The organism is Wolbachia endosymbiont of Drosophila willistoni (genome assembly GCF_040084705.1).
Classification (GTDB): Bacteria; Pseudomonadota; Alphaproteobacteria; order Rickettsiales; family Anaplasmataceae; genus Wolbachia; species Wolbachia pipientis.
The window spans coordinates 391,449-408,715 of the sequence record NZ_CP157591.1 but is presented as its reverse complement, the minus strand read 5'-3'; the positions used below and the strand labels follow the sequence as shown (position 1 = coordinate 408,715).

General features: G+C 36.1%; 11 protein-coding genes and 1 tRNA gene. 2 read left to right on the top strand and 10 right to left on the bottom strand.

Translation table 11 applies throughout. The features are described 5' to 3' along the window. The first annotated feature begins 51 nt into the window (after positions 1–51). Positions 52–1,239, top strand: a complete 1,188-nt coding sequence (locus ABL518_RS02125) for a Ulp1 family isopeptidase (protein WP_348994388.1) — start codon at positions 52–54, stop codon at positions 1,237–1,239. 25 nt (positions 1,240–1,264) lie between these two features. Continuing rightward, positions 1,265–2,227, top strand: coding sequence for a tRNA dihydrouridine synthase DusB (gene dusB / locus ABL518_RS02120; RefSeq protein WP_348994387.1), 963 nt, complete (start codon positions 1,265–1,267; stop codon positions 2,225–2,227). A gap of 6 nt (positions 2,228–2,233) precedes the next feature. Here the strand turns inward: dusB and ABL518_RS02115 are convergent, their stop codons facing one another. The 10 genes from ABL518_RS02115 to fusA form a co-directional block, all read right to left on the bottom strand. Then, a complete protein-coding gene (locus tag ABL518_RS02115) occupies positions 2,234–10,747 on the bottom strand; it encodes a DNA-directed RNA polymerase subunit beta/beta' (RefSeq protein WP_348994386.1) in 8,514 nt (2,837 codons plus the stop codon). Between the two features lie 58 nt (positions 10,748–10,805). Then, positions 10,806–11,207 carry a 50S ribosomal protein L7/L12 gene (rplL, locus tag ABL518_RS02110; RefSeq protein ID WP_007551887.1) on the bottom strand — a complete coding sequence of 134 codons (402 nt, stop codon included), beginning with the start codon at positions 11,205–11,207 and terminating at the stop codon, positions 10,806–10,808. Between the two features lie 26 nt (positions 11,208–11,233). Next, complete coding sequence (gene rplJ, locus ABL518_RS02105; protein WP_006279539.1) at positions 11,234–11,752, bottom strand: 50S ribosomal protein L10; 519 nt, start codon at positions 11,750–11,752, stop codon at positions 11,234–11,236. A gap of 12 nt (positions 11,753–11,764) precedes the next feature. Beyond that, positions 11,765–12,418, bottom strand: a complete 654-nt coding sequence (gene rplA / locus ABL518_RS02100; RefSeq protein WP_095742605.1) for a 50S ribosomal protein L1 — start codon at positions 12,416–12,418, stop codon at positions 11,765–11,767. A gap of 4 nt (positions 12,419–12,422) precedes the next feature. Continuing rightward, positions 12,423–12,863, bottom strand: a complete 441-nt coding sequence (locus ABL518_RS02095; protein ID WP_006279541.1) for a 50S ribosomal protein L11 — start codon at positions 12,861–12,863, stop codon at positions 12,423–12,425. A gap of 2 nt (positions 12,864–12,865) precedes the next feature. Next, positions 12,866–13,702 (bottom strand): transcription termination/antitermination protein NusG, encoded by an 837-nt coding sequence (gene nusG / locus ABL518_RS02090; protein ID WP_070356705.1) that lies wholly within the window; start codon positions 13,700–13,702, stop codon positions 12,866–12,868. Then, the gene (gene secE, locus ABL518_RS02085) at positions 13,692–13,892 is read right to left on the bottom strand and encodes a preprotein translocase subunit SecE (RefSeq protein WP_022626186.1); all 201 of its coding nucleotides are present in this window, start codon (positions 13,890–13,892) and stop codon (positions 13,692–13,694) included. Before secE ends, nusG begins: the two co-directional genes overlap by 11 nt. Before the next feature lie 19 nt (positions 13,893–13,911). Continuing rightward, positions 13,912–13,984, bottom strand: a tRNA-Trp gene (locus ABL518_RS02080). Between the two features lie 13 nt (positions 13,985–13,997). Next, a complete protein-coding gene (gene tuf / locus ABL518_RS02075; protein WP_095742604.1) occupies positions 13,998–15,170 on the bottom strand; it encodes an elongation factor Tu in 1,173 nt (390 codons plus the stop codon). 11 nt (positions 15,171–15,181) lie between these two features. Then, positions 15,182–17,257, bottom strand: a complete 2,076-nt coding sequence (gene fusA / locus ABL518_RS02070; protein WP_010962308.1) for an elongation factor G — start codon at positions 17,255–17,257, stop codon at positions 15,182–15,184. Positions 17,258–17,267: the final 10 nt, after the last annotated feature.

Sequence of the window (17,267 nt, the reverse complement as noted above, 5' to 3'; positions counted from 1 at the left end):
TACTCCAAAAGCTCTTAATATTCAATATATTCTCATACTACTAAAATTATTATGGTTGATTTTTTTGTTAGAATTTGTTTAAATTTAATTAACTTAGCGTTCATAGGGTGTAGTATGTTGGGCATTACAAAAAATAATCAGAAAGAGAGCACTTACTTTGCTGGTGAGGAATTCGTTATCTACGCTACTTGTGTATGCCTAGCAGCCACATTCGCTGCTGGCTGTTTAGGGGCGGTAATAGGATCCCCTCTATTGACCTTTCCACTTGCTATGCTCATCTCTAACCCCGTAGTTTGGGTTTTAATGGGAACAATTCTTACAGTAGCATACAAAATGGTTGTTGAACCTTTATTTTACTTAGCGAAGGGTTATATTAATGGAAAAAGAGCAAGTCAAGGTGAGCAAAAAACTCCAGATGAGGATAGTGGTATTTTGCCTGGACCAGATAATGAAGATGGGTCAACTGTTTCAGAGCACAGTAGTCGCAGAAGTTCTATTGCTTCAAAAGATAGTGGTTTGGGTGGTAAAGAGTTTCATGAAAATTTGGACACTCTTGTGCATCAGACAAACAGAGGAAATTATGCTTACTGGTTATGTGATGATGACATTACACATATTGCAAGAGTTGTGTATGGGTACTCACAAAGTGAACATAGTAATAATAATGTCTATTTTCTTGCTCCTAGCTATTCTAATGGTTGGGACGAACTCACAAAAGAATTTCTTCAGAATTATAGAGGTGAATTAAAACAAAATTCTAAATTGATATTTACTTCGGTTCTTCATATTAACAACAATCATTGGGTAACTTTGGTTATTAAACCTGATGCAGGTGATAAAAAATTTAGAGCTTATTACTGTGACTCATTTGGTAATCAATTGCCAGATAATGTGCTAAATATTGTTAAAAGAGAACTGCAAAAAGAGGAATGGGTATTAGACATAAGAATTTCCCCAACTAAGCAGCAAAGTGACGGGTATAACTGTGGAATATTTGCGTTAGAAAATGCTCATAAAATTACACAAATGCTTAACGAAGACAAATCATTTGACGAAATTGACAAAAAGTTATCAGAATATAAATTTGATTTGAATGAGAAAAGAGAAGAATTTACAAGAGCGCTTATGGAAGATGAGAAATGTAAGGAAGATCTAAGAAATCGTAAGCGTCCGCCAAGGACGAAAACATCTCAGTCTTCTATTTCAAGGGAGAATGCAAGTTTGTGTTGCATTATGTAATCAATGAAAAATTACCATTGACCTTATGCCCCTCCAAATAGGAAATGTGACAATTGATTCTCCAGTTATTTTAGCTCCAATGTCTGGAGTGACTGATTATCCGTTTAGAAGTATTGTGAAGAAACTTGGTGCAAGTTTGTTAGTTTCAGAGATGATCGCAAGCAGAGCTATGATTATGCAAACTCGCCAGAGTTTGCAAAAAGCAAAAGTCGATGCATTAACTGCTGTGCAGCTTGCTGGGTGTGAGCCAGATGTTATGGCGGAGGCTGCAAAATTAAACGAGGACATGGGAGCAAAAATTATAGACATAAACTTTGGTTGCCCTGTTAAAAAAGTTGTAAACGGTTATGCAGGATCAGCGCTAATGCGTGATGAGAAAAAAGCCGCTGAGATAATTGAAGCTGTGGTCAAAGCAGTGAATATGCCAGTTACGGTGAAAATGCGCACTGGATGGAACGATGAAAATCGCAATGCCCCGAGACTTGCGAAAATTGCCGAAGACTTAGGAGCAAAAATGATCACTGTGCATGGAAGAACAAGAGCGCAGCTTTATAATGGTCAAGCAGATTGGAAATTCGTTAGAAATGTTAAAGAGCAAGTGAAAATTCCAGTTATAGTAAATGGCGATATTAAAAATTTAAATGATATTCAGAATGCTCTCAAAGAATCTGGAGCAGACGGAGTGATGATAGGTCGTGGTGCCTACGGTAAACCTTGGCTGATTAATCAAGCAATGAACTTTCTCAGTGGAAGTGAAACTTCTGAGCCAACAGCTTCAGAGAGATTAAGCATCATACTCGAGCATTACGACAATATTCTTGAGTACTATGGAAATGACACAGGAATAAAGATGGCCCGCAAACACATAGGTTGGTACAGTAGCGGGCTTCAAGGCTCATCTGAATTTCGTGTGAGAGTAAATAACATGACAGATAGCACAGAAGTGAAAGAAAATATTATTGGCTTTTTTGGTCAAGAGACACACTAGCTGTACTCAATTCGACTGATCGTATGCCACTACGCTCTCTTCCTCACCAGAGTGTAAATGACAACCATTATCCATCAACCATTCCTCGTCATAAGTTTCAATATCAAAATATTTTTCATATTTATCCACATTATCACAAAGTGAAAGTGCTCTGATCTTATTCATAATCAAACCTGTACCAGCAGGAATTAATCTTCCTACTATAACATTTTCTTTTAATCCACTTAAAGGATCACTCTTCCCGCAGAATGCTGCTTCTGTAAGTACTTTTGTTGTCTCTTGGAAAGAGGCAGCAGAAATAAAGGAGCTAGTTTCAAGACTTGCCCTAGTAATCCCCTGCAGAATAGGAAGATAATGAGTAGGCCGTTTGCCAGAGTTACTCATAGCATCATTTTCCCTATCAACTTCCAGCTTGTCAATGCTTTCGCCAACCAAGTACATAGTATCACCAGGATCAGTAATTTCCACTTTTTGTAGCATTTGTTTTAAGATCACCTCTAAATGCTTATTGTCTATACGAACACCCTGCAATCTATAAACTTGCTGTATTTCAGAAATCATATAGTGCGCTAAAGCTTCTAACCCAAGCACACGTAAAATATCATGGAGATCAGGGTCACCATCCATCAATAGATCACCTTTACGTACAAAATCACCTTCATTGACTATTACATGCTTACTTCTTGATACCAAATATTCAACTGGAGAAATTTGTTCATCTACAGGTTTAATTAATATACTGCGTTTTCCTCTACGGTCTTTTTCAGAAAACGCTACATAGCCATCTATCTCACTAACAATAGCATGCTCTTTAGGACGACGTGCTTCAAATAACTCTATAACCCTCGGTAAACCACCAGTAATATCACGAGTTTTAACTGACTCTCTTGGTGTTCTTGTAATAACATCACCTGCATGAACCTTCTGGCCATCTTGTACATTGAGCACTGCACCGATTGGTATAAAATAACATGCTTCAACGCCACTTGCGAGTGTCATTACTTTACCATTATCGTCAAGCAGCACAATACGAGGACGTAAATTAGCTCCACCAGAATGCAATTTCCAGTCTTTTACTACTTTGCTTGATATTCCTGTAGATTCATCCATCACTTCAGTGATCGAAATTCCATCTTTTAAGTCCTGATAAGACACTGTACCAGTCTTCTCCGTGATAATAGGCAATGTATAAGGATCCCATTCCGCAACTTTATCGCCAATTTTTACTGACCCACTCTCATCTACATAAAGCTTAGCGCCGTAAGGTACACTGTGCTTCAACTTCTCACTACCAAGGCTATCAATCAACACGACTTCACAGGAACGGCTTATCACAATTTTATTTCCGTTTCTATCTATAATTATATTACTATTGTTTAACTTTATTTTAGCATTAATAGAAGCTATAATATTCGAGGATTCAACGCCTCTAGTCATTACTCCACCTATATGAAAAGTACGCATCGTTAACTGAGTACCTGGCTCTCCAACAGATTGAGCAGCTATAACACCAACTGCTTCACCTATTGAAACAATTTTACCAGTTGCAAGGTCTCTTCCATAACATAAAGAACATACACCAGGACTTATTTCACAAGTTAAAGGCGATCTAATTTTTACAACATCAAGACCTGCAATGCTGATTTGCTTTACTTTATCCTCATCAATTAATTCCCCTGCTTTTACTAATAATTCTTTTGTCACTGGGTTATATATATCATTTGCAGCTGTTCTACCCAGCACAACACTCTCTAGAGATGCAACTATAGTACTTCCTTCAACTGTAGCTCTCACAACAAGACCATTTTTTGTTTTACAGTCATGCTTTGTAACTATGCAATTTTGAGATACATCAACTAAACGACGAGTTAAGTATCCAGAGTTTGCAGTTTTAAGTGCAGTGTCAGCTAAACCTTTACGCGCACCGTGAGTAGAATTAAAGTATTCAAATACGTTCAATCCTTCACGGAAATTAGAAATTATAGGTGTTTCTATAATCTCACCAGAAGGTTTGGTCATGAGCCCTCGCATTCCTGCTAGCTGTTTCATCTGTGAAGTAGAACCCCTTGCACCAGAGTTAACCATCATATACACTGAGTTGTACTTACTATTTCCATCATATATAGATATTGCTTTTAACATATCATTAGCTATCATATCCGTACACTTAGACCATTCATCTATAACCTTGTTATACCTCTCACTTCTAGTTATTAGCCCATCTTGATATTGCATAGAGAATTTCTTAATTTCACCCCTCGCGTGATCAACATGTGTAGCTTTAGTTTCAGGTATAACCATATCACAACGACCAAAAGAGACACCAGAAAATGTGGCATACTCAAAGCCAAGTACCATTAATTTATCAGAAAATGCCACTGTAGCACTTTGACCACAGTTACGATATACCAAATCAACTATACCAGTTATTTCCTTGACTGTTAATATCTGATTTATTAGATCGAAGCCTAGATTCTCATGCTTAGGAAAAATTTGCCATAATATTAAACGGCCAGGAGTTGTACAAACAGTTTTATAGTGAGTTTCACCGCTGCTATTAATATACTCCATCCTATACTTTATACTAGAATGAATATGTAAAGTACCATCACTCAAGGAATGCTCAACTTCACAAAAAGCACCAAAAGATGGTAAATTATCTTCCTTAGGTTCTTGTAAAGTCAGATAATATATACCAAGTACTATATCTTTACTAGGAACTATAATCGGTCTGCCATTAGAAGGACTTAAAACGTTATTAGTGGACATCATCAACACCCTAGCTTCAAGCTGAGCTTCCAATGAAATTGGCACATGCACTGCCATTTGATCACCATCAAAATCAGCATTAAACGCCGTACAGACAAGCGGATGAAGCTGTATTGCTTTGCCTTCAATAAGGATTGGCTCAAAAGCCTGAATACCAAGTCTATGTAGCGTAGGCGCTCTATTCAACAAAACAGGATGCTCTTTTATTACCTCTTCAAGCATATCCCAAACTTCTGGTTTTTCTGCTCTTATCAACTTACTAGCAAACTTAATAGTTGGAGCCATACCATACATCTTAAGCTTTGAGTAAACAAAAGGTTTGAATAGTTCAAGAGCCATTCTTTTGGGTAATCCACACTGATTTAGTTTCAAAGTTGGACCAACAACTATTACAGAACGTCCAGAGTAGTCTACCCTTTTTCCTAAGAGGTTCTGGCGAAAACGACCCTGTTTTCCTTTTAACATATCACTAATGGACTTTTTATATCCAACAGCACCAGCTTTATTTACCAAAGTATTACGACGACTATTATCAAAAAGAGAATCAACTGCTTCTTGTAACATCCTTTTTTCATTACGAATCATAATCTCAGGAGGATTTAAGCTCAACAATTTTCTCAACCTGTTATTTCTATTAATAATAGTCCTATAATGATGATTCAGATCAGAAACTGCAGGACGACCACTCTCAAGCGATACCAAAGGACGCAAATCAGGTGGTAAAATAGGTATAGTTGTAAGTATCATCCACTCAGGCCTATTTCCAGATTTAATGAAGTTTTCAACAATACGCAATCTCTTTATAATTTTCTTTCTTCTTATCTCAGAAGCAACAGATTCTAATTCTAGTCTTAAATCCTTCCTAATTTCATGTAAATCAAGGCGCGTTAGCAACTCTCTTATAGCTTCAACACCTTGCATAGCTACAAAACTATCGATCCCATAGCTATCTTTAGCTTCATTATAAGCTTTTTCACTAATAATCTCACCTTTTTCAAAAGGCGAAACAAGAGGATCTATTACGATATAATTATCGCTATATAAAATATTCTCAATATCTCTGAGAGACATATCCAATAATGCTCCAATTCTTGAAGGAAGCGATTTCAAAAACCATATATGAGCAACAGGAGATGCAAGCTCTATATGACCCATCCTTTCTCTTCTTACTTTAGAAGATGTAACTTCTACTCCGCATTTTTCGCATATGCGACCTCTGTGTCTTCTTTTTTTGTATTTTCCACATAAACATTCATCGTCATTGACAGGGCCAAAAACCTTAGGGCAAAATAATCCACCTTTCTCAACTTTGAACGTACGATAATTTGCAGTTGAAACATCTTCTATCTCACCACAAGATATACGCTTAATACTTTCAGGGCTAGCAATCGATATGCTAACCTCATTAAAAGGTTGTGCAATGTTAGTGTGAGATATATCTTCAATCACTACATCATTTTGCTTTAAATCTACATTTAAACATAAAGAACGTAGTTCTTTTATCATCACATTAAAGGATTCAGGAATTCCACATTCAAAATTACTGTCACCTTTTATTATCGATTCATAAATCTTAACTCTACCATTAATATCATCAGACTTCACAGTTAACATTTCCTGCAAAGTATAAGCAGCACCATAGGCTTGTAATGCCCAACATTCCATTTCACCAAAACGCTGACCACCAAAATGAGATTTTCCTCCAAGAGGTTGTTGAGTAACCAAACTATAAGGCCCTACTGAACGCGCATGAATTTTACCATCAACCAAGTGGTGCAACTTAAGCATGTACATGTAACCAACTGTAACCTTGCGGTCGAATTTTTCACCACTGCAACCGTCATATAATACAGCTTGTCCAGAGTTATCTAAACCAGCAAGTTCAAATAATTTTGCTATTTGTTCATCTTTTGGACCCTCAAATACAGGTGCAGCAACAGGAACGCCATCACGTAATTTGCGTGCAAATTCAATGAGATTATTATCACTAATATTACGAATATCATTACAGATAGATACGTTACTGCCATAGCTATAAACCTCAATCAGGAAGTTACGTAAATTGCTGTATGAACTTTTACAAGAGTTCAAATAGTTCTCTACTAACTCATTCAACTCGTCATTTAGTGCATTCTTATTAGGTGTATTTAAAACAGAAGCCGTTATTTCATCATCATCAATATTTTCAATTTTTTTATTATCAAGGTATGCTACTGCAAATTGTGTAAAATTATCATCGTTAAGGGACCTAATTCCCTTGCAAAAAGCACTTTTGATCTTATTGATCTCATCGAGAATATTACTTACCTTTTCCCCTAATTTTCTACAAGCCCAACCTACATGCGTTTCCAGTATTTGCCCTACATTCATTCGTGAAGGAACACCAAGAGGGTTAAGAATAATATCAACAGGAGTACCATCTTCCAAATAAGGCATATCTTCCACTGGCACAACTCGAGAAATCACACCTTTATTTCCATGTCTACCAGCCATTTTATCCCCTGGTTGCAGACTATGTTTCACAGCAATGAAAACTTTTACTGACATCGACACACCTTGAGGCAGGTCATAACCTTCATGTAATTTTTCTACTTTTCGCTTAAACTGTGCTATTGCATGTGATACTTTTTCATCAAAATCTTTTTTTAAGCTCTTAACTTGCTCAGAAATGGATTGGTTTTTTAATCCTATACCCCACCATTGCTCACGTTCAATAGAGTCAAATTTTTCTCGATCTTGAGAACCAGAATTAATAAGAAGTTTCTTCAGTTCATCATAGAAATATTCACTAGTAACATTGATTATATAATCTCGCTCTTCCTCAAAGTCATTTATCTCTTTTTGTTTGATGAGTAATGCCCTTTCATTTTCTTCAACCCCCCTGCGTGTAAAGACTTGTACATCAATTACTGTCCCTTCAACATCTGGAGATGTATATAAAGAGGAATCCGCACAATCGAATGACTTTTCACCAAAAATTGTCATTAATAACTTCGTTTCAGGAGGCAATGAAAGAGAAGGTTTAGGTGTAACTTTACCTACCAGAATATAGCCTGGACCAACTCTTGTACCAATTTTCACTATACCACTATCATCCAAGTGATATAGATTTTCTTCATTAACACCAGGTATAGCACGAGTTATTTTTTCTGATCCTAAAGGGGTATCATGTACAACACAGTCAAATTCTTCTATATGAATAGAAGTAAAGAGATCTTTTTTAACAACTTCACTAGAAATAATAATAGAGTCTTCAAAATTATAACCTTGCCAAGACATAAAAGCGACTAGCAAATTTTTACCAAGCGCCAACTCACCACTGTTAATTGCAGGACCATCAGCTATTACATCACCCTTTTTAACATAATCACCTACGCACACTAGCGGTCTTTGATTAATACAAGTATTATGGTTAGAACGCTGAAATTTCCTTAGATGATAAATATCTACGTCCAAGTAGTTAACCCTTTCTTTATCAAAAGCACGTATAACTATAGAGTTACTATCAGAACTATCAACTATGCCATCGCGTTTTGCTAAAACTACAGCACCAGAGCCAGAAGCTACAAAAGACTCCATACCAGTAGCAACCAGAGGAGCGGTAGGCTTCAATAAAGGTACGGCCTGACGTTGCATATTTGAGCCCATTAATGCTCTATTAGCATCATCATTTTCTAAAAATGGAATCAAGGAAGCTGCAACTGATATTACCTGCTTAGGAGATACGTCCATGTAACTAACTTGGTCGCTACTTACCATGACGAAGCTACCAGCATATCTACAGTATAGCATGTCATCAACAAAGCAATTATTTTCATCAAGCTTTACGCTAGTGTCAGCTATATGATGTGAGCCTTCGTCTATAGCAGAAAGATACTCAATTTGATCAGTAACAACCCTATTGACTACTTTTCTATAAGGGCTTTCAATGAAACCATATTTATTAATACGCGCGTATATAGCTAAGCTGTTGATTAACCCTATATTTTGCCCTTCAGGAGTCTCAATAGGGCAAATTCTTCCATAATGAGTTGGATGAACATCACGCACCTCAAATCCTGCCCGTTCTCTTGTTAAACCGCCAGGACCTAACGCGGATAACCTTCTTTTATGTGTTATTTCAGATAACGGATTAGTCTGATCCATAAATTGAGATAATTGAGAAGAATTGAAGAAATCTCTTAAGACATTAGTTAACACTTTTGGATTAATAAAATCAGATGGAGAAACTTTATCTAAACTAGAAGTGGACATAGAATCAACTATTGCGCGTTCCAATTTCAACAACCCAGTTCTAAATTGATTTTCTATAAACTCTCCAACTGATCTTACTCTTCTGTTTCCTAAATGATCAATATCATCTACAGATCCTTGACCGTCACGTAACAATACTATTTTTTTCACAATTTCAATAATATCTTCATGCGTTAAAACAGTTAAATCCTCATCATAATTTAATCCAAGGTAAGAGTTAAGCTTCAACCTACCAATGTTAGACAAATCATAATATTCCGGACTGAAGAAAAGATTACGGAAAAACTCTTCTACTATCTCTAAAACAGGAACTTCACCAGGACGCAAAACTCTATATATTTCATATAGTGCATCCTGATAAGACATGTTTTCATCTAAGAAAAGCGTATTTAATATATAAGGTCCAACAAACAAATTATCTATGTTCAACACTGATATTTCATCTACAGATAATAACTCAAGCTTCTTTATGTCTTCCAGCTTTATAGATTCACCAGCAGATAAAATTTTCGTAGAGCTAGCACTACCCATTAAATCTTCTGCGAGGAATAAACCACATATAGAATTAAACGGAACCAGATACTCTTTCAATTCATTATCATATAGCTTTTTAGCTAGTCTTGAGGTAATACGAACGTTAGCTTTAAGCAGCACATTACCTTCAATATCCATTAAGTCGAAAGGCAGCCTCACTCCTTTAAATTTATCAGGAACAAAAGGCACTTTCCAACCATCTTTATGTTTTACATACTTTATTTTCTCATAAAATCTATCGAGTATATCATTATTTGATAGACCCAACGCCTTTAATAAAACTGAAATTGGCAATTTTCTTTTTCTATCAACACGAAAATACAAATGGTCTTTAACATCAAATTCAATATCAAGCCAAGAACCCCTATAAGGAATAATTCTAGCAGAATAGATCAATTTACCAGAATTGTAAGTTTTTCCCTTATCGCTATCAAAAAATACACCAGGAGACCTATGCATTTGTGAGACGATAACTTTTTCCACACCATTAATGATGAAAGTGCCCTTATCAGTCATCATAGGCAACCCACAAAAGTGGACTTTCTGCTCTTCTATAGATTTTACAACGGTTGCAAGTTTAGAATGATCTCCACTCTCTTTAATCGATTTATATTCATCAAGAGAAATACCATCCTGCATAACAACAAGACGTATAGAAGCAATAACCTGAGCAGAAAAAGTTACACCACGCTTTATACACTCAGATTCATCATACTTAGGATCATCTACCCTACAACTTATAAACTCAATAGTAGCCCTACGCAAAGGATCATTTATTGGAAAGATTGTATGAAAGATAACTTCAAGTCTTTCATTACCCTTATTCTTAGGAGTAAAAGAATCATATGATTCTTTTTGAACCTTAACCAAATCCAATAAAGAATCTTTTAAATCAATCGACCTAGAATAAGAAACTCTAGGAACAAAAGCACCAGAAGCGTACATATAAGAAGAATCAACCATTAAAATACCCCAAACTAATTAAAAGAGCTATATCAATATAAAATTAATACATTAAATATTATTCAAGCTCCACTTTAGTTGCTCCTGCTTCAATAAGTTTTTGCTTGATTTTTTCTGCTTCGTCTTTAGGAACATTAGCAGTCAAATCTTTAGGTAAAGATTCAACCAACTCTTTTGCTTCTTTTAAACCCAATGTAGAATTAACCTCTCTCACAGCTTTAATAACTCCTATTTTTTTACTCGCATCAATTTCTTTAATCACAACTTTATACTCAGCTTTTTCTTGAGCAGCAGGAGCAGCAGCATTATCACCAATAGGCGCCCCAGCACCAACAGCTCCACCAAGAAAAGAACCAGCAGGCAACCCTATTTTCTCTTCTAAAACTTTTACAAGTTCAGAAGCCTCTAATAGGTTTAAAGATAATATTTTATCAACCAAATCACTTGTTACATTACTCATAATTACCACCTTACTTAACAACAAATTTATTTTTTAGAACTATAATAATCCAAAACTCTCATAAGCCTCATAGAAGATGAATTAATAGACAACGCTAACCGAGCAGGAATATCATAAGATATTAAACGCATAATTTTAACACGCAATTCATCCAGAGAAGGCAACTTAGCCAGTTTATTAACATCTTCCACTGTTAACAATTCATTTAAATGAGCTGCGCAAATCACAGACATTTTTTCTTTGTTAGCATTAGTAAAATCAACTATTAATTTTGCAGCTTCTACTATGCCACTAGAGTATATAATAGCAACAGGACCGGAAAATTTGCCTGATAAATAAGAGAATTTACCAGTCCTTTCCAAAGCCAAGCGCGCTAGAGTGTTTTTAACTACTAATACCCCACCTGCTATAGACTTCAGACTATTCCTCAGAGTTAATGAATCATTAGCATTTATAGATTTAAAATTTACTAATATCAAGAAATCATTATTTACAAATACGTTTATTGTGCTCTGTATAAATTCATCCTTATCTTTACGCTTCACGGTATCACTCCCTTAAATTATATCTTCCACTTTGCCTATCTTATAAGCTTTACCCATAGTTGAATTTAAAAAAACACCCTTAAAGTAAATTCCTTTCGCAGAAATAGGTTTATTATCTTTAATTACTTTAAGAAAGGCTTTTAAATTTTCTAGCAAGTCATCAATATCAAATTTAATATTTCCTAATTTACCATGAATAACACCATTTTTATCTGTTCTAAATTTTACCTGACCAGACTTAATGGTTTTAATAGCTTCTGCAATGTTAGAAGTCACAGTACCAAATTTAGGGTTAGGCATCAGCCCTTTAGCACCCAATACTTTTGCAATAGGAGTGATTTTTGCCATAAAATCAGGAGTAGTAATGCACCAATCAACATCTAACTTTCTACCTTTTTTTATTTCTTCAACTAAATCCTCTCCTCCTGCAATATCAGCACCAGCTTTTTCAGCTTCTAATAAATGTTTATCTTGAGCGAAAACAGCTACTTTAATATTCTTCCCGATACCTTTAGGCAAAACTACTGTACCACGCACCTGCTCTTCAGATTTACGTGAATCTACGCCTAAATTGACCGCAATATCAACTGATTCATTAAATTTTGCTGAAGCAGACTCAACAATCTTCTTCAAATACTGCTTAGGATTATCATTATATGTATTCATTTACCTAACCTTCCACAACTTCTATACCCATAGATTTTGCAGTGCCTACAACCATTTTCACTGCTGAATCTTCATTATCCACTTTCATATCAACCATCTTGCACTTTGCTACTTTAATTATAGCAGACATAGGTAATTTAGCCACTAATTCTTTACCAGGATTACCAGAACTTTTACTTAATTTAGCCTCCTGCTTAAGTAAATAAGCCACAGGCGGACCGCTGACAGTAAAATCATGAGAGCGATCATCCTTTATGGAAATTCGCACTGTTACTAAATCGCCTACTTTATAATTAGCGTTAGCAGCACTAGTAACTTTATTAAAAGCTTCACAAAACTTAGGAACAGGTATACCACGTGGACCAAGTACTGAAGCAATTTTCGGTCCTGGAACTGCTTTCCCAGCTTCCATAAGTAAGTTAATCTTAGCAACTATAACACTCATAATTAATCCTCTATTTTCTCTACTTGAGCCAGATCAAGCTCTATTATTGTCGGCTTACCTAAAATCGATACTTCCACATTAATAATTTTTTTCTCATCGTTTACCATATTTACCTTACCAGTAAAATTTTGAAAAAGACCATCATTAATTTTCACTTTTTCACCTTTTTCATAACCATAACCTAACTTCTTTGTCTCTTGAGCATTATAAAGTGCATTACACATTGAGTGAATCTCATCATCCAAAATCACCTTTGGAATATTACCGTTTTTCAAAAATCCATAAACCTTAAGAGATTTTGGTATATTATTGATAAAATTCAATACTTCATCGCATAAATTCACGTATAAAAAGACATAACCAGGAAAGCATTTCCTTCGTGTAGCAATTTTCTTAGATTTCAACTCTACTTCACTTAGCTCTTCATATGGAATAAAAACTTCCTTAAAGTAATCATTAACACCCAATCTCATAGAATTTTCCAATATATGTTGGCGCACTTTCTCTTCACAATTGGAAGCAACTCTCAAGATATACCATTTATATCTATTAAATTCTTTACACTTTAAACTTATCTCATCATCTGAAATCATCTCAAAATCACCAGATTCGCCACTGCAGAATCCAGGCGTTTGATTCAAAATATTTTTGCTTTCATCACACAGATGCATATATACATACACTTCACATAATTCTTTTATATCAGACTTTGAATTACATACCGTTTGATAAGGAATAAACACTTCCTTAAAATAAACAGCATTACTTACCAATTCGCGTATGTTTTGCTCATATCCATAATCAACTTTAATGATATACCATTTATATTCACATTCCATAAATAATTCCAAATAAAGCCTTAATTACGTAAAGAGACATAAAATCCACAAAACAGAAGAAAATCGAAAAGCATAATATAACAATCATTACAACAAATAGAGATGACAACACCTCCTGTTTCTTTACCCAAGCAATTCTTCGTATTTCTTGCTTTATATCACAGAAAAAACCACACAAACTTTTTAACATTTCCACCACAACATTAATGCAGGAGCGATAGGAATTGAACCTACAACCTCTGGTTTTGGAGACCAGCGCTCTACCAATTGAGCTACACTCCTATAACTCAAACTCTCACTCCAAAATTTCAGAAACAACACCAGAACCAACAGTTCTACCGCCTTCTCTTATCGCAAAACGCAATCCCTTATCCATTGCTATCGGTACTTGCAATTCTACTTCTACACTCACATTATCTCCTGGCATTACCATCTCCTTCCCATCTAACAATTTTATGCTCCCAGTTACATCCGTTGTCCTTAAATAAAACTGTGGCTGGTAATTCGCAAAAAATGGTGTATGCCTTCCTCCTTCCTCTTTCTTTAATATATAAACCTCCGCCTTAAACTTTCTATGCGGTGTTATCGTCCCCGGTTTCGCTAATACTTGCCCTCTCTCCACTTCTTCTCTTTTTGTTCCTCTTAACAATATTCCTACATTGAGTCCTGCACTTCCCTTATCCAGCAACTTCTTAAACATCTCAACACCTGTGCATATCGTCTTTTGCGTCGCTTTCAGACCTATTATCTCTATCTCTTCTCCCGTCTTTATCTCTCCCTTCTCTATTCTTCCTGTTACCACTGTTCCTCGCCCCGATATCGAAAATACATCTTCGATTGGCAATAAAAATGGTAAATCCACAGGCCTTGGTGGAACCGCTACATATTCATCTAACTTTTCCATCAATTTATCTATTGATTTCTTTCCATATTCGCTGCTGTCATCCTCCAGCGCCTTGAGCGCTGAACCAACCACCACAGGCACTTCATCCCCTGGAAATCCGTATTTACTCAGTAATTCCCTCACTTCCATTTCTACTAAATCTATCATATCAGCATCAGCAACATCAGCTTTATTTATATACACCACGACATATCCAACACCTACCTGCTTCGCCAGCAATATATGCTCTCTCGTTTGTGGCATTGGCCCATCAACCCCCGACACTACCAATATCGCCGCATCCATCTGTGCTGCACCTACTATCATGTTCTTTACATAGTCAGCGTGTCCAGGACAATCAACGTGTGCATAATGCCTTTTCTCTGTCTGATACTCAACATGCGCTGTTGCTATCGTTATCCCCCTCTTCCTTTCTTCTGGCGCTTTGTCTATCTGATCGTACGCTACAAAATTTCCATAATGCTTCGTTATCGCCGCTGTTAACGTCGTCTTCCCATGATCCACATGTCCTATTGTTCCCACATTTACATGCGGCTTTCCAAATGCTTCCACTACTGCTGTCATAATTATTACCCTTAATTATACTCTAACTTTAACTCATCAACCACATATTGTGGTACTTGCTCATAACAAGAAAAATGCATACTATACTGCGCCCTTCCCTGAGACATAGAACGCAAAACGTTGATATAACCAAACATATTTGCAAGAGGTACCGAAGCAGTAATTATTTTACTATTATTACCTAAATCGAGCATATCAGCAACATTTCCTCTTCTACTATTTATATCACCCATAACATCACCCATATATTCTTCAGGAGTAATGATTTCAACTTTCATTATAGGCTCCAGCATTTTTGGACCAGCTTTATTTGCCATCTCTTTAAAAGCACCTTTAGCAGCAAGTTCAAAAGCTAAAGGACTAGAATCAACCTCATGAAAAGCACCATCAAGAAGGGTAGCCTTAAAATCAATCAACGGAAATCCCGAAATTATACCACCTTCTTTTATCAACTCCAAGCCATTTTCTACCCCAGGAATATACTCTTTTGGAATAGCACCACCTACAATTTTACTTTCAAATTGAAACCCAGAACCAGGCTCAAGAGGTTCAAATTTTATTTTAACCTTAGCAAACTGACCAGCTCCACCAGATTGTTTTTTATGAGTGTAATCAATTTCAACAGATTTAGTGATAGTTTCACGATATGCAACCTGAGGAGCACCGACGTTAGCCTCAACGTTAAATTCGCGCTTCATTCTATCAACAATAATCTCAAGATGGAGCTCACCCATGCCTTTCAATATAGTCTGGCCACTTTCCGCATTTACTGACATTCTCAAAGAAGGATCTTCTGCAACCAACCTATTTAGAGCAATACCTAATTTTTCCTGATCTGAAGTGGTTTTAGGTTCTACAGCAATTTCAATAACAGGCTCAGGAAATTCCATACGCTCCAATAATATAGGAAAATCAACAGAACATAAAGTATCTCCGGTGGTTGTTTTCTTTAGCCCAACTAAAGCAACTATATCTCCAGCCCTAGCCTCAGTTATATCTTCTCGGTTATTTGCATGCATAAGTAACATTCTGCCAATCCCTTCAGTTTCGTTTTTTAACGCATTTGAAACGGTAGATTTAGACTTTAATTTACCAGAATAAATACGGATAAACGTCAAGCTGCCTACAAATTTATCCGTCATCACTTTAAATGCAAGAGCAACAAATTTCTCTTTTTCTGAAGGTTTGACCTCAATTTTCTTTTCTGAATCTTTAGGATCAATTCCAACAATTACATCAACATCAATAGGAGAAGGTAAAAAGTCAACCACACCATCTAAAAGTGGTTGTACGCCTTTATTTTTAAAAGCTGATCCACATAACACAGGAACAAATTTTCCTTTAATGGTCCCATTTCTCACGCATTTTTTCAGTAAATCCACTGGCAGATCATTAGACTCAAAGTAAGTATTCATCGCTTCATCATCCATCTCAGCTGCAGCATCTAATAAAAGATTTCGATATTCTTGAGCCTTATCAAGCAAATCAGAAGGAATATCTTCATAAGAAAATTTAGCGCCCAACGTTTCTTCTTGCCATATAATGGCTTTCATAGAAATAAGGTCAATTATACCTTTGAAATCTTTCTCACTCCCTATTGGTAAATGAATAACTAAAGGTGCTGCACCAAGCTTCGTCTTTATCATATCAACACATCGATAAAAATTTGCCCCTATTCTATCCATCTTATTAACAAAGCAGATACGAGGAACGCTATATTTATCAGCTTGACGCCACACTGTCTCAGATTGAGGTTCAACTCCAGCAACTCCATCAAATACAGCAACTGCACCATCCAAAACCCTTAAAGATCTCTCAACTTCAATAGTGAAATCAACGTGACCAGGAGTGTCTATTATATTGACCCTATGATCATTCCAAAAACATGTTGTTGCAGCAGATGTGATTGTAATACCACGCTCTTTTTCCTGCTCCATCCAATCCATAGAAGCTGCACCATCGTGCACTTCACCAATTCTATTTTGCTTACCAGTATAAAATAAAATACGCTCTGTTGTGGTAGTCTTACCAGCATCTATGTGAGCCATTATCCCTATATTTCTGTATTTAGATATTCCAATTTCCATATCACAATTA

Bases quoted from the DNA above. Each gene is read 5' to 3' on its own strand.
- fusA (WP_010962308.1), bottom strand. From the start codon at position 17,257: ATGGAAATTGGAATATCTAAATACAGAAATATAGGGATAATGGCTCAC.
- ABL518_RS02125 (WP_348994388.1), top strand. From the start codon at position 52: ATGGTTGATTTTTTTGTTAGAATTTGTTTAAATTTAATTAACTTAGCG.
- dusB (WP_348994387.1), top strand. From the start codon at position 1,265: ATGCCCCTCCAAATAGGAAATGTGACAATTGATTCTCCAGTTATTTTA.
- secE (WP_022626186.1), bottom strand. From the start codon at position 13,892: ATGTTAAAAAGTTTGTGTGGTTTTTTCTGTGATATAAAGCAAGAAATA.
- nusG (WP_070356705.1), bottom strand. From the start codon at position 13,702: ATGGAATGTGAATATAAATGGTATATCATTAAAGTTGATTATGGATAT.
- tuf (WP_095742604.1), bottom strand. From the start codon at position 15,170: ATGACAGCAGTAGTGGAAGCATTTGGAAAGCCGCATGTAAATGTGGGA.
- ABL518_RS02095 (WP_006279541.1), bottom strand. From the start codon at position 12,863: ATGAGTGTTATAGTTGCTAAGATTAACTTACTTATGGAAGCTGGGAAA.
- rplA (WP_095742605.1), bottom strand. From the start codon at position 12,418: ATGAATACATATAATGATAATCCTAAGCAGTATTTGAAGAAGATTGTT.
- ABL518_RS02115 (WP_348994386.1), bottom strand. From the start codon at position 10,747: ATGGTTGATTCTTCTTATATGTACGCTTCTGGTGCTTTTGTTCCTAGA.
- rplL (WP_007551887.1), bottom strand. From the start codon at position 11,207: ATGAGTAATGTAACAAGTGATTTGGTTGATAAAATATTATCTTTAAAC.